Below are 15,593 nucleotides of genomic sequence, written 5' to 3' on the forward strand. Positions count from 1 at the left end.
ATGCCAGGCCCTTCACGGACCACGTTTTACGTCAACAACCTGCTGCTGCCCCTGCTGCTGGCGGTCATGGTGTTCCTGCTGTTCGACCTCACCGCGCTGGATCGCTGGATCAGCAACCTGCTGCTCGACCCGGCCACCGGCCGATTCCCGCTGTTGCATGTGCAGTGGTTCGAGACACTGACCCACAAGTGGCCGCGCATCCTGCCGGACTGGACCGGTGAGCTGGCGGTGATCGGCACGTTACTGTCGTTTGTGTGGCCACGCCTGGCCGCCCGTCCCGAGGCAGGGATTACCCGGCTACTGCACAAAACCAGGCTCAGCCCGTTGTTGCGCTTGACGCATCGGCACCGCCGCGACTTGCTGTTCATCGTGGTCGCCTTCGCCCTGAGCACCACCGTGATCCACTACCTGAAAAGCCACACCAGCGTGTACTGCCCGGTTGAAACCACGCTGTACGGTGGCAACCAGTTGCACATGGAGTGGTATGAAAACTTCACCTGGCTGAGCAAGGCCGGTGACGGCCGCTGCTGGCCAGGCGGTCACGCTTCCAGCGGCTTCACCTTGCTCGCCCTGTACTTCGTAGCCTTGCGCCACCGCTGGCCGCACGCTCGCAAGCTGCTGGTGGCCATCCTGCTGATCGGTTTTGTCTTCGGCACTACCCGAGTGCTCCAGGGCTGGCACTACATGTCTCATACCTTCTGGGCCGGGATTTTCGTCTGGTTGACGACCTGGACCACCGCCCTGCTGTTCTATGGCCGGCCAGCCCTGCAACCGACATTGCACCAGGCCAGAGACAACCTGCCCGTGGATGCCTATGCTTGAGCTTTCCCACTGCGCTGGAGGGTGCGATGGCAAGCCGCGAAGCTGCCTTGCTGCAAAGCTGGCAATACAACGCGCAGGCCTGGATCGATGCTGTTCGCGGCGGAGCCATCGAAAGCCGTCAGCAGGTCACCAACCAGGCAATCCTGTTGGCCGTGCTTGGCCGCCAGCCTGATCGGGTGTTGGACCTTGGGTGTGGCGAGGGTTGGCTGCTGCGGATGCTGGCTGACCGGGGCATCGACGCCCACGGCGTGGATGGCGATGCCGCGTTGGTCGAAGCCGCGCGGGCCGCAGGCTCGGCGCACGTGTATCAGGCCAGCTATGAGCAATTGGCCACGGGCGTAGTGGACATCGGTACGGGCTATGACCTGGTCTGCGCCAACTTTGCCTTGCTGCAGCAGGACATCATTGCGCTGCTGGCGGCCATGAAGGCTCTGCTGGTGCCCGGCGGCGCACTGGTGATCCAGACCCTGCACCCCTGGAGCGTGGCCGATGGGGACTACCAGGATGGCTGGCGCGAGGAGTCGTTCGCCGGGTTTGCCGGGCAGTGGCAGCCGATGCCGTGGTACTTCCGCACCTTGGCCAGTTGGTTCAATGCGCTGGACATGGCCGGCTTCAGGCTGGTGAGCCTGCAAGAGCCACAACATCCGCAGCAGGCGGTGCCGCAGTCGTTGCTGCTGGTGGCGGAATAAACCGTTTACTTGCGCCACCCTTCTGGCCTGGTAGCCCGCATAGGCGCGACCCGGGCAATCAGCGTCGGTGATCGGGGCGCAAGCGCCGCCTGCCCGGCTAGCGCTGCGCTGTGTGCTGCTCTGGCGGCGGGGTCAGTTGCAGCACACGGTTGCGGCCACCTTCGGCCAACAGGTAACCGCCCTTGCCGTCGGGCACGATCGACTGCGGCGCCTTGAGGAAGGTCAGCACAGTGTGCTGCGAGCCATCGGCATCGACGCGCAGCAGGCGGGCGCGATGGGTATTGTCTTCGCTGATCCACAGGCCACGCTGATCACACATCAGGAACGTCGGGTTGCGCAGGCCTTCCACTACCACCGGATCATTACCGTCGTCAGCCAGCGCACGCACCTTGCCGGTGCGCTTCTCGGTGTACAGCAGGCGACCATCCGTGCAACGCGCCAGCCCCTCGGTTTCGGTCAGGCCCGAGCGCAGCACTTCAAGCCGGCCGCTGGCCCACTGGTAACGCATCAGCCGGCCATTGCCCTTGCGGTCTTCGATGGCGTACAGGTAATCACCATCGTTCCAGAGCCCCTGCACGCTATCGCCGTCGAACAGGTGCGACACCTGGCCATCGCGGGACAGGCTGACCGGTGCCAGCCCGCCCTCCTGGCTGAACACCCAGCCGCCCTGGGCCGCGACCATACCGTCGGGCTTGGACAGCTTGTCGATCAGTACCACACGGTCCCCCGAGGCAGTGATCTTGAGGATGCTGCCACGGCCATCATCCAGTTCGCGGCTGACCAACAGGCTGCCATCGGCCTGGGGTAGCAGCGACGCGGCCTTGGCCACATCCCGGTGCAGCACCTCGACCGCCCAGCCATCGCTGGCCTGGACGGGATAAAAGCTCTGCCAGGCGAAAAAGCCCAAGGTAGCGCTGAGTAGTGCGGCAGTGGTGGTCAGGGCGATACGGGGGCCGCGCTGGCGCAAAATGGGCATGAAAGACTGGCTCCTCGAGAATGCGAGCGATCCTAGCAAGGCAATGTGAAAAAAATGTCAATCGGCGTTGTTCCTCGCGTAAAAGCCGGCCAGCACAGGTAAATCCACTGCTTTGGATCGTTCCGTAAAAATCACAAAAGGATATAAAAAGAACAAAACAATCTAATCAAATGGAATTAAAAAATTGAAAGCCAAACGCAGTCTCCTTACGCTGGGGGCACCGTTTATCCCCCTGTTCAAGGATCGCTCCCATGCCCGCCCGTGCCTTCTCTCCCTTGCGCCGCCTGCTGGTCGGCGGCCTGCTGGCAACCGTCGCCAGCGCCCTGCTGCCCTGGTCCAACGCCATTGCCGATGAGGCAAATACCCTGCGGATCGGTTACCAGAAATTCAACAGCATCAATATCCTCAAGAGCAGCGGTGCTCTGGAAAAGGCCCTGGCACCCCAAGGGGTGAAAGTCAGCTGGTATGAATTCGCCGCCGGCCCACAACTGCTCGAAGCACTGAGTACCGGCGCTATCGACTTGGGCCATGCCGCCGACGCGCCGTCGGTCTTCGCCCAGGCAGCCGGCAAACCGGTGGTGTACCTGGCCGCCGAACAGCCCTACCCGCGTGGCATCGGCCTGGTGGTCCGTGAACAGGATCACCTCGCCGGCGTACAGGACCTCAAAGGCAAGCGCGTGGCGACGGGCCGTGGCTGGAACGCCCAGTACCTGTTGGCCGTAGCCCTCGAACAAGCCGGCCTGACCTACCAGGACATCACCCCCGCCTACGTGAACAACGCCGCCGATGCGGTGGCCGCCCTGCAGTCGGGCAGCGTGCAGGCCGCGACCCTGTGGGACCCGTTCCTTGCCGCCGCAGAAAGCCAACCTGGCCTGAAGAACCTGCGCGATGGCAGCGGCCTGTCCAACAACCGCACCTTCTACCTGTCTACCGCCAGCTTCGCCGACCAGCATCGGGACGTGCTCAAGACCTTCTTCGCCGAGCTGGGCAAGGTCAGCCAGTGGGCCAACGCCAAGCCCGCTGAAGTGGCAGCACTGCTGGCACCGCAACTGGGCATCAACGCCAATGTGCTGGAAGTGGCCAGCGAACGGCGCAACTACAACGCCGTGGCCATCACCCCGCAGATCGTCGCGGAGCAGCAGAAACTGGCTGACACCTTCCAGGGCCTGGGCTTGATCCCGCACAAGCTGCAGGTGGCCGATGCGGTTTACCCGGCTTCCGTGCTGCCTTGAACGGAGATGACGTGATGCCCCGCCACATCCGTTTCAACGCCTTCAGCATGAACGCCGCGAGCCACCAGTCGCCTGGGCTGTGGCGTCACCCGCGCAACACCAGCGTGGCCTTCAACCGCCTGGATTACTGGACCGACCTTGCGCGTCTGCTCGAGCGCGGCCTGTTCGACGCGCTGTTCATCGCCGATGTGCTGGGCATCTATGACGTCTACCAGGGTGGGCCCGATGCCGCCCTGCGCGGCGGCGTGCAGGTGCCGGTCAATGACCCGCTGCTGCTGGTGCCGGCCATGGCCGGCGTCACCGAGCATCTAGGCTTTGGCGTGACCTTCTCGCTGACCTACGAACACCCCTACCCCTTCGCCCGGCGCATGTCCACGCTCGACCACCTGAGCAACGGCCGGGTGGGCTGGAACATCGTTACCGGCTACCTGGACAGCGCCGCGCGCAACCTGGGCCTGGCGCGTCAACTGGGGCACGACCAGCGCTACGACCTGGCTGAGGAATACCTGCAGGTGCTGTACAAACTGTGGGAAAAAAGCTGGGACGACGATGCCGTGCTGCTCGAACGGGACACCGGCCGCTACATCGAACCCTCGAAAGTGCATGCCATTGGCCACGCCGGCGAGCACTTCCAGGTACCCGGCATGCACCTGTGCCAACCCTCACCGCAGCGCACCCCGGTACTGTTCCAGGCCGGCGCCTCGGCGCGCGGCCAGCAGTTTGCCGCCCGGCATGCCGAATGTGTGTTCATCAGCGGGCCAACACCGACGGTGCTGCGCCGCTACGCCGATGGCATTCGTCAGGCCAGCGAGGTGGCCGGGCGCGGCAGTGATGACGTGCTGATCTACGCCCAGGCCCTGCTGATCGTCGCGTCCACCACCGAAGAGGCCCAGGCGCGTTTTGCCGATTACCGTCGCCATGTGGACCTGGATGCCGCCCTCGCCCTGCTCTCGGGCTGGACGGGGATCGACTTCGCTGGCCTCGACCCGGACACCCACATCGAGTACGTGGAAAACGATGCTGGCCGCGCCGCCTTGGCCGCCTTCACCGCCGCCGACCCCAACCGGCGCTGGACAGTGCGCGAAGCCGCCGAGTTCATCGGCCTTGGCGGGCGTGGCCCGGTGCTGGTGGGTAACCCCAGTGAAATCGCAGATCAGTTGGAGCACTGGCTCGATCAGACCGGGATCGACGGTTTCAACCTCACCTATGCGGTGCAACCGGATGACCTGGCCAATGTGGTTGAGCTGCTGGTACCGGAGTTGCAACGCCGCGGCCGCTACCCGCTGGGTTACACCGAGGGCACCCTGCGCCACAAGCTGTTTGGCCAGGGCGATCGCTTGCCCGACGACCACGCCGGGCGCCAGGTTAGCATTCAGTAAGCAAATACCGGGTATTTCAACATTTAATTTGTGGATGCCGCGGACTGGCCCCTATGCTGTCCGTGCATCCCCTGCACGCACCGGCCGGTGTGGTCCAAGGCATGGGGAGAGAACAACAAGTCGAGACCGTTCATGTCGAATCACTCCTACTTCGCCCCCCACGGTGGGCACCCGGCTCAAACCGAGCTGCTGACTGACCGTGCCATGTTCACCGAAGCCTATGCCGTAATCCCCAAAGGCGTGATGCGTGACATCGTCACCAGCCACCTGCCGTTCTGGGACAAGATGCGCATGTGGGTCATCGCCCGCCCGCTGACCGGCTTTGCCGAAACCTTCTCCCAGTACATCGTTGAAGTGGCCCCGGAAGGCGGCAGCGAGCGCCCAGAACTGGACCCCAACGCTGAAGCAGTAGTGTTCGTCGTCGAAGGCGAACTCGACATCACCCTGGAAGGCAAGCACCACACTCTGAGCCAGGGTGGCTACGCGTTCATTGCCCCAGGCGCTGAATGGAGCCTGCGCAACCACAGCAAGGCCAATACCACCTTCCACTGGTTGCGCAAGCACTACCAGAAGGTTGAAGGCCTGGATGCTCCGGAATCCTTCGTCACCCATCGGGACAATGCCACCGTCATCGAGATGCCGGGCACCGAAGGCCGCTGGGTCACCACGCGCTTCGTCGACATGGCCGACATGCGTCACGACATGCACGTCAACATCGTGACCTTCCAGCCTGGCGGCGTGATTCCGTTTGCCGAAACCCACGTCATGGAACACGGCCTGTACGTACTGGAAGGCAAGGCGGTCTACCGCCTGAACCAGGACTGGGTCGAAGTGGAAGCCGGCGACTTCATGTGGCTGCGCGCCTTCTGCCCGCAAGCCTGCTATGCCGGCGGCCCAGGCAAATTCAGCTACCTGCTGTACAAGGATGTGAACCGCCACGTGCACCTGACGCTCAACCCACAGCGTTGAGTTCTGGTTGATGCACCAAAGCCCGCCAACTGGCGGGCTTTGTGTTTGCCGCACATACTCAAGGCCCTACCCACCACGCAGTGCGCGCCATGAACCGTAGCCTCCTGCTTGCCGCCCTGCTGCTGTGCACCTGCGCACAGGCCGCCGATGACTGGAACCTGGCCTACGACCGTGAAGGCATCCGGGTGTACCTGCGCGGGGTCGCCGACTCTCCTTATCAACAGTTCCGGGGGGTCAGCACCATCAAGGCCAGTGTGAACACCCTCATCGATATGCAGGAGAATCTGCGCGTGGCCTGTAAATGGCTGTATGCCTGCGACCAGATGCGCCTGCTGGAGGTCGACGGTGACAGCACCTGGGTGTACTTGACCACTAATCTGCCGTGGCCAACCCTGCCGCGGGACATCATCCTCAAGGTCACTACCGAACGGTTGGACGATGGCACCCTGGTACGGCACCTGAGCGCTGAACCAAAAAAACTGCCCGAAACGCCAGGGTTGATCCGCGTGCAGCACCTCAGTGGCGAATGGATCATGAAACCACTGGGTGCTCGTATGACCGAAGTGACCTACCAACTGGAGGCCGACCCGGCCGGCGATGTGCCGGGGTGGTTGGCCAACCGCTTTGTGGTGGATGCCCCGCTGGTGACGCTGCGAACGCTGAGGGCCGTAGCAGAGCGACAGCCGTGACGCTACAGCTTGGCTGAGCATGTGCTCACCACGGCGCTGGGCTACTGCACCACCCCGCAGGCCACACGTGCGCCACCGCCACCGAGCTTCTCAGGGTGGTCGCTGTGGTTGTCACCACCGGCATGCACCATCAGCGCATGCCCGGTGAAGTCCGCAGCCTTCAACCGCGGCGCCAGCACCGGATAGGTGGCCTTGCCGTCAGCGCCGACATACAGCGCCGGCAGGTCACCCCGATGGCCGCTGTCGTCATAGGGGCCTTTGTGCGCGTTGCTCGAGCCAGGGTCCCAGTGGCCACCGGCGGCACCTGCCGGTACCGGCTTACCGTTTTCCTCGGCTGGCCCGCAGGATGGGTTCTGGTGCAGGTGGAAGCCATGCACGCCGGGCGGCAGGTCCTTAAGGTCCGGGGTGAGCAGCGTGCCGTAGGTGTTCTGCTCGATGCTGATGGTACCGATCGACTTGCCGGGGCCGTCCGGCCCGGCCAGCTTGAGCTCTACCGTCTGCGCGGCTTGTGCAAGGCCCGCTGAGGCCAGCAATGCGCTGAAAACCACTGCTTTCATAGTGTGACTCCATGGCTTGGGTTGAGTGAGTGTCGTACCCGCTAACAGGTGGGACTGCACAGGTTGCCAGGCATTCCATCCGGCCACAGAATGAAACACTTGCCTCTGGAGCCCGTTCGCGTGTCCCTCAAAGCCCTGCGCACCCTCGTGACCATCGCCCGCCACGGCACCTTCGCCCGTGCCGCCGACCTGCTCAGCCTCACCCCCTCCGCGGTAAGCCTGCACATAAAGACGCTGGAGGACGAGCTACAGGTAGCGTTGTTCGACCGCAGCCGCCGCCAGGTGGTGCTGACCGAAGCCGGCCAACTGGCGGTGGCACGCGCCGAAACCATCCTGGCCGCCTACGACGAACTGGCCGATGCGCTGGCCAGCGGCCCAAGGCTGCGCGGCCGCTTGCGCCTGGGGGCCATCCATACGGTACTGGCCCGCCGCCTGCCCAGGGCCCTGGTGTGGATCAAGGCCCACCATCCTGAGTTGCACATCAGCGTGGCTTCGGGCATGTCAGCAGAGTTGGCGCGGCGCATCGAAGACGGCGACCTGGATGCGGCGATCACCACCGAACCGGTGAGCCCTTATCCGCAGAGCCTGGACTACACCCCCCTGTTCGAGGACCGCTTCTGGGCCATCGCCAGCCCCGAGCTAGCGGGCCAGAGCCTGCCACAGCTGCTGGCCAGCCAACCGTTCCTGCGCTTTGACAAACGAGCATGGGCGGGGCGGCAAATCGAACAGGAGCTGCGTCGCCAGCATTTGCAAGTGAGCGAGCAGATGGAACTGGACAGCCAGGAAGCCCTGGCACGCATGGCGGTCATGGGCCTGGGGGTGGCGATCATCCCGATGTCCGACGAAGACCTGCAGCGGCTGCCAGCGGCCACGTGCTTGCCGTTCGGTGAACCACAGCTCAAACGCCGGGTGGTGCTGCTGGAGCATGAAAAAAGCCAGCGCCGGCATTTGAGTGCGGTACTGAAAACGGCGATGGAGGCGTGACGCCCCGCGTAGGGCGAGATGAGCGTGCATTTTTTCTCAACAGTCACTGAAGAAAACAACGTTTTTAGCCATCAGTCCGCCACGCTAACCTGTGCCCGTACCCGCCGACGGACCGCCCCCATGCTCCACCTCCTGCTGACGACCCTGGTGCCCATCATCCTGCTGATCGCCCTGGGCACCTTGCTGCGCGTGCGCGGCTTTCTCGCTGACAGTTTCTGGCCAGGCGCCGAACGCCTGAGCTACTACGTGCTGCTGCCTTCGCTATTCCTTCACGGGCTGGCCACCGCCAACCTCGACGGCGTACCGGTGCTGGGCATGGTCGGCGTGTTGATGCTCTCGACGGTGCTTGGCGCCCTGCTGCTGGTGCTCTACCAAGGGGCCGTGAACCATGATGGTGCCGACTTCACCTCTGTCTTCCAGGGCGGGGTGCGGTTCAACAACTACATCGGCGCCACCCTGGCGGCAGGTATCTACGGCAGTGCCGGCATCGCCCTGGCGGCGGTGGCCAACGCTGCCATCGTGCCGCTGGTGAACCTGCTCTGCGTGCTGGTGTTCGCCCGCTTCAGTGCGCGTCACAGCTCCCCAGCCACCGTGTTACGGGCCATTTTCGCCAACCCGTTGATCGTCGGTTGCGCAGGCGGGCTGCTGCTGCGGCTGACCGGGCTGGGCCTGCCCGCTGGCCTGGAACCGACGGTGAAAGCGCTGGGCCAGGCCGCGCTACCCCTGGGCCTGCTGTGCGTAGGCGCGGCCCTGGGTGGCGCCCGCCTCGGCCAACAGGTCAAGCCGCTGCTGGCGGCTTCTGCGTTCAAGTTCGTGGTCATGCCCCTGACCACCTGGGGCCTGTGCCGCCTGCTCGGCCTGGGGGGCCAGGCTGCGGTGGTGGCCGTGCTGTTCCAGGCGTTGCCGACGGCGTCTTCATCCTACGTCATGGCTCGGCAGATGGGCGGCAACGCACCGCTGATGGCCACCATCATCGCCCTGCAGACAGTGGCCGCAGCGGTCACCTTACCCTTGGTGTTAATGCTTTCGCTGAATTGATGGCGCTTGGCTAGACTGTGAAGCAGCCCACCCTTCGGAACCCTGACCATGCGCCTGACGTGGATGGTGATCGGCCTGACCTCGGCCCTGCTTGCAGGCCCTTTGAATGCTGCCGACAGCGCCAAGGCCGCAGTTGCCGAAGACAAGGCGCAAGCGCTGGAGGAAAAGGTGGTCGATGACGCGCCACCGCCCAAGAAAACCGAAACATTGACCCCCGGCGAGGTGAAGGCTGTGGATCCGGCCGGCCAGGCTCCGATGGACGACAGTATCACCTGCCTGGCTCGCACCATCTATTGGGAGGCCAAGGGCGCCGATGACAAGGACATGAGCGCGGTGGCCAGTGTGGTGATCAACCGGCTGGGCCACGACGGTTTCCCCGATACCATCTGCGGGGTGGTGAAGCAGGGTGTGGAAAGCAAATCCTGCCAGTTTTCCTGGTGGTGTGACGGGCGTCCGGACCAGGTCGAGGAAGCGCAGCGTTACGATATCGCCAAGGAGATCGCGCGCCGGGCACTCAACCAGCAGCTCAAGGACACCACCGGCGGTGCGCTCTACTTCCATGACCGCAACGTTCACCCACAGTGGGCCAAGGCCTACCGCAAGACGGCCGAGACCCGGCACTTTCTGTTCTACAAGCCAAACCCGGCCCTGGCCCGCTGAAGCCTTGTGCGGTCCGCGACGGGCTGCGGCCGAGCCGCCGCTGGCTGGCTGTCCCGGGCACGCCATCGCACTTTCCCGTTGACCCGTGGTCTACTCCCTCTTTTGCCGCTTGCAACCCATTGCCGGCGTTTATTTTGCTTTGCACGATACCGGGCCAAAAGCCTTGGGCTTGTGTAGGATGAGCAGCGCATACCAAGACGCTGCCAGTCACAGGGAGATCCACATGCGCGTCCTGTCATCCGTTGCCGCCTTGTCGCTGGGCCTGGTCATCTCGACCGGGAGCCTGGCTGCCACCGGCGAAGAGGCGCAGCTGATCGAGTCGATCAATGCCTACCGCAGCAAGGCCCAGCCCTGCGGCGGCGAGGCATCGCTGGAACTGCCACCGCTCAACAGCGACACCCGACTGGCGCTGTCGCCGGAAGGTACCCGCGACCTGCAGCAAGCCATGACCCGCGCCGCCTACCCCATGGTCAATGTCCAGGCCATCAGCCTGTCGGGCCCGCGCGATGCCAGCGCCGCCATGCATGCCATAGAAGAGAGCTTCTGCCAGGTGGTGCTCGACCCGCAATTCGTCGACATCGGTGTCAGCCAGGAGGGCCGCGACTGGCGTATCGTGCTTGCCCGGCCGTTGCTCAGTGGGCGCTTGGGCGATTGGCAGGCCGAGGGGCAAAAAGTCCTGCAGGCAATCAACACCGCGCGCAAGGCGCCGCGCCAATGCGGCGGCCAGCCCTTCGCTGCGGCCCCTGCACTGAGCTGGAGCACTGCCCTGGCGGGCGTGGCGGCCAACCATACGCGGGCCATGGCCAACCAGAACTTCTTTGACCATATCGACCGCGACGGACGTACCCCGGGGGACCGGGCCGAGCTGGCCGGCTACCTGTACCAGCAGATTGGCGAAAACATTGCAGCCGGGCGCGACACGGCACAGAAGGTGGTGGACGGCTGGCTGGCCAGCCCAGGGCATTGCGCCACGCTGATGAACCCGGAATTTCGTGAGATGGGCGCGGCCTATGCCGTGGACCCCAAGAGCGATGCAGGTATCTACTGGACGGGGTTGTTCGGGACGCCACAGTAAACAGGTCCCTTGAAGTGGGGTCGCCTCCTGGCAGCCAGGGTCAGCTGTCGCTGAAACCCGCCCGCAACTGCAGCGCCGTGCACCCATAACGCCGGCGCACGCACTTACCCAGATGACTCGCGTCCACCAAGCCCACCTCGTCGGCAATCTGCGCCAGGCTGTGGCTGGAGTTGCGCAAGCGCCAGCGCGCCTGCTGCAGGCGCATTTCCAACCACCAGGCTTTGGCGCTCATGCCATGGCTGCCCTGGAACTGGCGGTCCAGTTGACGCCGGCTGATGCCCAGTTGTGCTGCCAACTGCTCGAGGGTGAGCGCTGTGCCCAAATGGTGACGCATCAGCGCCAAGGCACGCTGCACCTGGCGCCCCTGCCCTGGCCCGGCCTCCAGCGAACGCAAGGCATGCCGGCTGTCGCGCGACTCGTCCACCAGCATGTCGGCCAGGCCCTTGAGCGCGCGGGCCCGCCCGCAAGCGTGTGACAGCAGCTCTACCGCAAGGTCGATGGCAGCCGTGCCGCCGGCGCAGGTGATACGGGCACCATCGATGCAATACAACTGCTCGCGGAGCACCTGCAGGTGTGGAAAGGACGCGCGAAACTCGGCCTCGTGACGCCAGTGCACCACCACCGGGTGGCCGTCGAGCAGACCGCACGCCGCCAGCAGAAAGGCGGCGTTGTCGATGCCCACCAGTTTCACCCCTGCCCTGGCCGCGCGCCTGAGCAGCCGCTGGTAACGGGGCGCCAAGGCTGCGGTGGCTTCGGCATTACGGCCGCCGAACAACACCAGGTAGTCGTAATCGGCCAATGACGGTTCGCCGATGGCCTGGACCTGTATCACGGCACCGCTGCTGGACACAACGGGCTCGCCGGCCAGGCCGCCCAGGGTCCAACTGCAGTAGCGCTGGCGGCTGTAGTCTTCGTCGTCAGCACTGAAACGCAGCTTGTCGAGGAAAGCGCCAAAGGGCAGTAAAGCAAAATCGGGCAAAGGCATGATCAGCAGGCGGATATCGGGAGGCATGGAAATGTCCAAAAAGCACCATTGGATGTCCATAACATACCCTGCACTATGGCTGCTGTCCCTTAGACTGGCCACTTCGAAAAACCAAGGTTTGCACCATGGCGCTGAATACCTGGCTCATCTATCTGCTGGCGAGCATTGGCCTGTCCCTCACGCCAGGCCCGAACAGCCTGCTGGCCCTGACCCATGGCGCAGTGTATGGCGCACGCCGCACGCTGTTCACGATCGTCGGCGGAGTATTCGGCTTCAGCGCACTGATCGCGCTGGCCATGTTTGGCCTCACGGCCTTGCTACAGGCCTCGGCATCGCTGCTCAGCATACTCAAATGGGTAGGCGGGGCTTACCTGGTCTGGCTGGGGGTGCAGCTGTGGCGCAGCCCGGCGCTGCACCTGGACGTCCCCGCAGGGGCTGCGCGCCTGAGCAATGCCGGCCTGTTTCGCCAGGGCCTGCTGTCGGCCATGGCCAACCCCAAGGTGCTGCTGTTCTATGGCGCATTCCTGCCGCAATTCATCGATCCGCAGCGCGGGCTGTTCATCCAGTTCGTGATCATGGCGGCCACCTTTGCCAGTGTCGAGTTCGTGGTGGAATACCTGCTGGCGCGCCTGGCATTTCGTATACGGCCGTGGCTCGCCAAGGGCGGCAAAGGTTTCAACCGGTGCTGCGGGAGCCTGTTCGCTGTTATTGGCGTAGCGTTGCCGCTGGGGCGCTAGCGCGCTCAGCCACGCAGCGAACCCAGGGGACAGCAGCTCACGGCAGCTATAAGACAAATGTCTAACGCGCTAGGTGCCAACCGGACAAATGCTTTTAATACCCGCGCCTTTGCCTGCATGTTCTAGGCTTTTAGCGACATTATGGCAAGTTCAACCCTGCGACAATCGGCCCCACGAAATTATGTACTAACTTGTTAATTAGCTTGCTAAGGGCTTAAACTGCACGCATTCCACCTGCTGAGATCCCTGGCATGAACGAAATACCACGCACCTCGCGTGCCACACACTTCATCCTGGTCGGCTTGGGCGTGATCGTCGCCCTGCTCGGCCTCCTCCTGGCTGCTGGCGGCGTCAAGCTGGCTGGCCTGGGCGGTTCCTGGTACTTCCTGATCGGCGGACTGGCCATGGCCATCGCCGGCGTCTTGATTGCTCGTCGCAAGCGGGCCGGCGCGTGGTTGTATGCAGCCTTCCTGGTCGGCACCGCCATCTGGGCACTGATCGATGCGGGGCTGGTGTTCTGGCCGCTGTTCTCGCGCTTGTTCATGTTCGGTGCAATCGGCATGGTGGTAGCGCTGGTGTACCCGCTGCTGACGCGTGCCAATGGCGCCAGCACAGGCCGCGGCGCCTATGGCATCGCCGGCGTACTGGCCGTGGTACTGGCCATCGCCGCCGGCAACATGTTCGTCGCCCACCCCAGTGTCGCGCCGACCGGTAAAGGCCCAGGCATGACCCCGGTGGAACCCGGCAAGGAGCAGAAGGACTGGGCTCACTACGGCAACACTGAAGGTGGCAGCCGCTTTGCGGCCCTGGACCAGATCAACCGCACCAACGTCGACAAGCTCAAGGTCGCCTGGACCTACCACACCGGTGACGTGGCGCTCAGCGATGGCAATGGCGCCGAAGACCAGCTGACACCCCTGCAGGTCGGCAACAAGGTGTTCATCTGCACCCCGCATAACAACCTGATCGCCCTCGATGCCGACACCGGCAAGGAACTGTGGAAAAACCCGATCAACGCCCAGTCCAAAGTCTGGCAGCGTTGCCGTGGCATGGCTTACTTCGACGCAACCGCGCCGATCGCCCAGCCCACCCAGCCCAACAGCTCCCCGATCACCGTCGGCAGCGTACCGGCCGGCGCCAATTGCCAGCGTCGCCTGCTGACCAACACCATCGATGGCCGCCTGATCGCAGTTGATGCCGACACGGGCGAGTTTTGCCAGGGCTTCGGCAACAATGGCCAGGTCGACCTCATGGCCGGCCTGGGTGATGTACCGGACTCCTACTACCAGTTGTCCTCCGCGCCGCTGATGGCCGGTACCACCGTGGTGGTCGGCGGCCGTGTCGCCGACAACGTCCAGACCGACATGCCAGGGGGTGTGATCCGTGGTTTCGACGTGATCACCGGGGCCATGCGCTGGGCCTTCGACCCAGGCAACCCACAAGACCGAAATGCGCCAGCCGACGGCAGTACCTATGTGCGCAGTACCCCGAACAGCTGGGCACCCATGTCCTACGACCCGGCGATGAACACCGTATTCCTGCCGATGGGCTCGTCGTCCACGGACATCTATGGCGTTGAACGCAACACGCTCGACCACACTTACGGCGCTTCCGTCCTGGCCCTGGACGCCACCACCGGTAACGAGAAGTGGGTGTTTCAGACCGTGCACAACGACCTCTGGGACTTCGACCTGCCGATGCAACCAAGCCTGATCGACTTCACCAAGGATGACGGCAAGGCAGTACCTGCGGTAGTGATCGGCACCAAGGCCGGGCAGATCTACGTCCTCGACCGTGCTACCGGCAAACCGCTGACCCAGGTCGACGAAGTACCGGTCAAGCCAAGCAACATCCCCAACGAGCCGTATGCCCCAACCCAACCGAAATCGGTCGGTATGCCACAGATTGGCGCGCAGACCCTGACCGAGTCGGACATGTGGGGCGCAACCCCATACGACCAGCTGCTGTGCCGTATCGACTTCAAGAAGATGCGCTACGACGGCCTGTACACCGCGCCGGGCACCGACCTGTCGCTGAGCTTCCCGGGCTCGCTGGGCGGCATGAACTGGGGCAGCCTGTCTACCGACCCGGTACACGGTTTCATCTTCGTCAACGACATGCGCCTGGGCCTGTGGATTCAAATGATCCCTTCGCAGAATCAGGGCCAGGCAGCCTCCGGTGGTGAAGCGCTGAACACCGGTATGGGCGCCGTCCCGCTCAAGGGCACGCCATACGCGGTGAACAAGAACCGCTTCCTGTCGGTCGCCGGCATCCCGTGCCAGGCGCCACCGTTCGGCACCCTGACCGCCATCGACATGAAGACCCGTCAGGTGGCCTGGCAGGTACCGGTCGGCACCGTCGAAGACACCGGCCCCCTTGGCATCCGCATGCACCTGCCAATCAAGATCGGCCTGCCGACCCTTGGCGGTACCTTGTCGACCCAGGGCGGCCTGGTCTTCATCGCCGGCACCCAGGACTTCTATCTGCGCGCCTACGACAGCAGCAACGGTAACGAGGTCTGGAAGGCCCGCCTGCCCGTGGGTAGCCAGGGCGGCCCAATGACCTACGTTTCACCCAAGACCGGCAAGCAGTACGTGGTAATCACCGCGGGCGGCGCCCGCCAGTCGACAGACCGTGGCGACTACGTGATTTCCTACGCCCTGCCCTGAACCGAGCCGTTCTTTACGCGGGCAGGCCCGCACTCACAGGTCATGCAGCGCTTGGACAGGCTGCACCCGCTGTGGGCGCGGGCCTGGCCGGTGATTGCACTGCCCCCAAACACCCAGATTTACCAGGAAAGC

At 64.1% G+C, this 15,593-nt stretch carries 15 protein-coding genes; 12 read left to right on the forward strand and 3 right to left on the reverse strand.

The window, feature by feature from the left end; genetic code table 11:
• Together L6D80_RS03465 and L6D80_RS03470 are read left to right on the forward strand one after the other, a co-directional pair.
• On the forward strand, nt 1–822 hold the full coding sequence (locus tag L6D80_RS03465) for a phosphatase PAP2 family protein (RefSeq protein ID WP_176514148.1): 822 nt from the start codon (nt 1–3) through the stop codon (nt 820–822).
• 26 nt (nt 823–848) lie between these two features.
• Nucleotides 849–1,511, forward strand: coding sequence for a class I SAM-dependent methyltransferase (locus tag L6D80_RS03470; RefSeq protein ID WP_176514150.1), 663 nt, complete (start codon nt 849–851; stop codon nt 1,509–1,511).
• A 97-nt stretch (nt 1,512–1,608) separates the two neighbouring features.
• Here L6D80_RS03470 and L6D80_RS03475 read toward each other — a convergent pair whose 3' ends face one another.
• Entirely contained in the window at nt 1,609–2,487 is an 879-nt protein-coding gene (locus L6D80_RS03475; RefSeq protein ID WP_176514152.1) for an NHL repeat-containing protein, read from the reverse strand.
• A gap of 251 nt (nt 2,488–2,738) precedes the next feature.
• Here L6D80_RS03475 and L6D80_RS03480 point away from each other — a divergent pair, with 251 nt between their 5' ends.
• From L6D80_RS03480 to L6D80_RS03495, 4 genes are all read left to right on the forward strand, one after another.
• On the forward strand, nt 2,739–3,719 hold the full coding sequence (locus L6D80_RS03480) for an aliphatic sulfonate ABC transporter substrate-binding protein (protein WP_054899652.1): 981 nt from the start codon (nt 2,739–2,741) through the stop codon (nt 3,717–3,719).
• 14 nt (nt 3,720–3,733) lie between these two features.
• Nucleotides 3,734–5,098, forward strand: a complete 1,365-nt coding sequence (locus tag L6D80_RS03485; protein ID WP_054899653.1) for an LLM class flavin-dependent oxidoreductase — start codon at nt 3,734–3,736, stop codon at nt 5,096–5,098.
• Nucleotides 5,099–5,230: 132 nt separating this feature from the next.
• The gene (locus tag L6D80_RS03490; RefSeq protein ID WP_176514153.1) at nt 5,231–6,067 is read left to right on the forward strand and encodes a bifunctional allantoicase/(S)-ureidoglycine aminohydrolase; all 837 of its coding nucleotides are present in this window, start codon (nt 5,231–5,233) and stop codon (nt 6,065–6,067) included.
• 89 nt (nt 6,068–6,156) lie between these two features.
• The gene (locus tag L6D80_RS03495; protein WP_176514155.1) at nt 6,157–6,756 is read left to right on the forward strand and encodes an START domain-containing protein; all 600 of its coding nucleotides are present in this window, start codon (nt 6,157–6,159) and stop codon (nt 6,754–6,756) included.
• Between the two features lie 41 nt (nt 6,757–6,797).
• On the opposite strand, the gene sodC is transcribed toward L6D80_RS03495, so the two are convergent.
• On the reverse strand, nt 6,798–7,313 hold the full coding sequence (gene sodC, locus L6D80_RS03500) for a superoxide dismutase family protein (RefSeq protein ID WP_054899656.1): 516 nt from the start codon (nt 7,311–7,313) through the stop codon (nt 6,798–6,800).
• 120 nt (nt 7,314–7,433) lie between these two features.
• Between sodC and L6D80_RS03505 the strand changes: the two genes are divergently transcribed.
• From L6D80_RS03505 to L6D80_RS03520, 4 genes are all read left to right on the forward strand, one after another.
• Nucleotides 7,434–8,297: a LysR family transcriptional regulator gene (locus tag L6D80_RS03505; RefSeq protein WP_054899657.1), complete on the forward strand. Its 864-nt coding sequence runs from the start codon at nt 7,434–7,436 to the stop codon at nt 8,295–8,297.
• A 120-nt stretch (nt 8,298–8,417) separates the two neighbouring features.
• Nucleotides 8,418–9,335, forward strand: a complete 918-nt coding sequence (locus tag L6D80_RS03510) for an AEC family transporter (protein ID WP_054899658.1) — start codon at nt 8,418–8,420, stop codon at nt 9,333–9,335.
• Between the two features lie 48 nt (nt 9,336–9,383).
• Nucleotides 9,384–9,995, forward strand: coding sequence for a cell wall hydrolase (locus L6D80_RS03515; protein ID WP_054899659.1), 612 nt, complete (start codon nt 9,384–9,386; stop codon nt 9,993–9,995).
• A gap of 223 nt (nt 9,996–10,218) precedes the next feature.
• Nucleotides 10,219–11,070: a CAP domain-containing protein gene (locus L6D80_RS03520; protein WP_176514157.1), complete on the forward strand. Its 852-nt coding sequence runs from the start codon at nt 10,219–10,221 to the stop codon at nt 11,068–11,070.
• Between the two features lie 40 nt (nt 11,071–11,110).
• Here the strand turns inward: L6D80_RS03520 and L6D80_RS03525 are convergent, their stop codons facing one another.
• On the reverse strand, nt 11,111–12,082 hold the full coding sequence (locus L6D80_RS03525; RefSeq protein WP_054899843.1) for a GlxA family transcriptional regulator: 972 nt from the start codon (nt 12,080–12,082) through the stop codon (nt 11,111–11,113).
• A gap of 98 nt (nt 12,083–12,180) precedes the next feature.
• Here L6D80_RS03525 and L6D80_RS03530 point away from each other — a divergent pair, with 98 nt between their 5' ends.
• Both L6D80_RS03530 and L6D80_RS03535 read left to right on the forward strand, forming a co-directional pair.
• Nucleotides 12,181–12,792 carry a LysE family translocator gene (locus L6D80_RS03530; RefSeq protein ID WP_176514159.1) on the forward strand — a complete coding sequence of 204 codons (612 nt, stop codon included), beginning with the start codon at nt 12,181–12,183 and terminating at the stop codon, nt 12,790–12,792.
• Nucleotides 12,793–13,043: 251 nt separating this feature from the next.
• The gene (locus tag L6D80_RS03535) at nt 13,044–15,461 is read left to right on the forward strand and encodes a glucose/quinate/shikimate family membrane-bound PQQ-dependent dehydrogenase (protein WP_176514161.1); all 2,418 of its coding nucleotides are present in this window, start codon (nt 13,044–13,046) and stop codon (nt 15,459–15,461) included.
• Nucleotides 15,462–15,593 lie beyond the last annotated feature (132 nt).

Source organism: Pseudomonas ceruminis (assembly GCF_021602025.1).
Classification (GTDB): Bacteria; Pseudomonadota; Gammaproteobacteria; order Pseudomonadales; family Pseudomonadaceae; genus Aquipseudomonas; species Aquipseudomonas ceruminis.

Bases quoted from the DNA above. Each gene is read 5' to 3' on its own strand.
- L6D80_RS03495 (WP_176514155.1), top strand. From the start codon at position 6,157: ATGAACCGTAGCCTCCTGCTTGCCGCCCTGCTGCTGTGCACCTGCGCA.
- L6D80_RS03475 (WP_176514152.1), bottom strand. From the start codon at position 2,487: ATGCCCATTTTGCGCCAGCGCGGCCCCCGTATCGCCCTGACCACCACT.
- L6D80_RS03525 (WP_054899843.1), bottom strand. From the start codon at position 12,082: ATGCCTCCCGATATCCGCCTGCTGATCATGCCTTTGCCCGATTTTGCT.
- L6D80_RS03510 (WP_054899658.1), top strand. From the start codon at position 8,418: ATGCTCCACCTCCTGCTGACGACCCTGGTGCCCATCATCCTGCTGATC.
- L6D80_RS03480 (WP_054899652.1), top strand. From the start codon at position 2,739: ATGCCCGCCCGTGCCTTCTCTCCCTTGCGCCGCCTGCTGGTCGGCGGC.
- L6D80_RS03470 (WP_176514150.1), top strand. From the start codon at position 849: ATGGCAAGCCGCGAAGCTGCCTTGCTGCAAAGCTGGCAATACAACGCG.
- L6D80_RS03515 (WP_054899659.1), top strand. From the start codon at position 9,384: ATGCGCCTGACGTGGATGGTGATCGGCCTGACCTCGGCCCTGCTTGCA.
- L6D80_RS03485 (WP_054899653.1), top strand. From the start codon at position 3,734: ATGCCCCGCCACATCCGTTTCAACGCCTTCAGCATGAACGCCGCGAGC.
- L6D80_RS03465 (WP_176514148.1), top strand. From the start codon at position 1: ATGCCAGGCCCTTCACGGACCACGTTTTACGTCAACAACCTGCTGCTG.
- sodC (WP_054899656.1), bottom strand. From the start codon at position 7,313: ATGAAAGCAGTGGTTTTCAGCGCATTGCTGGCCTCAGCGGGCCTTGCA.
- L6D80_RS03535 (WP_176514161.1), top strand. From the start codon at position 13,044: ATGAACGAAATACCACGCACCTCGCGTGCCACACACTTCATCCTGGTC.
- L6D80_RS03490 (WP_176514153.1), top strand. From the start codon at position 5,231: ATGTCGAATCACTCCTACTTCGCCCCCCACGGTGGGCACCCGGCTCAA.
- L6D80_RS03520 (WP_176514157.1), top strand. From the start codon at position 10,219: ATGCGCGTCCTGTCATCCGTTGCCGCCTTGTCGCTGGGCCTGGTCATC.
- L6D80_RS03530 (WP_176514159.1), top strand. From the start codon at position 12,181: ATGGCGCTGAATACCTGGCTCATCTATCTGCTGGCGAGCATTGGCCTG.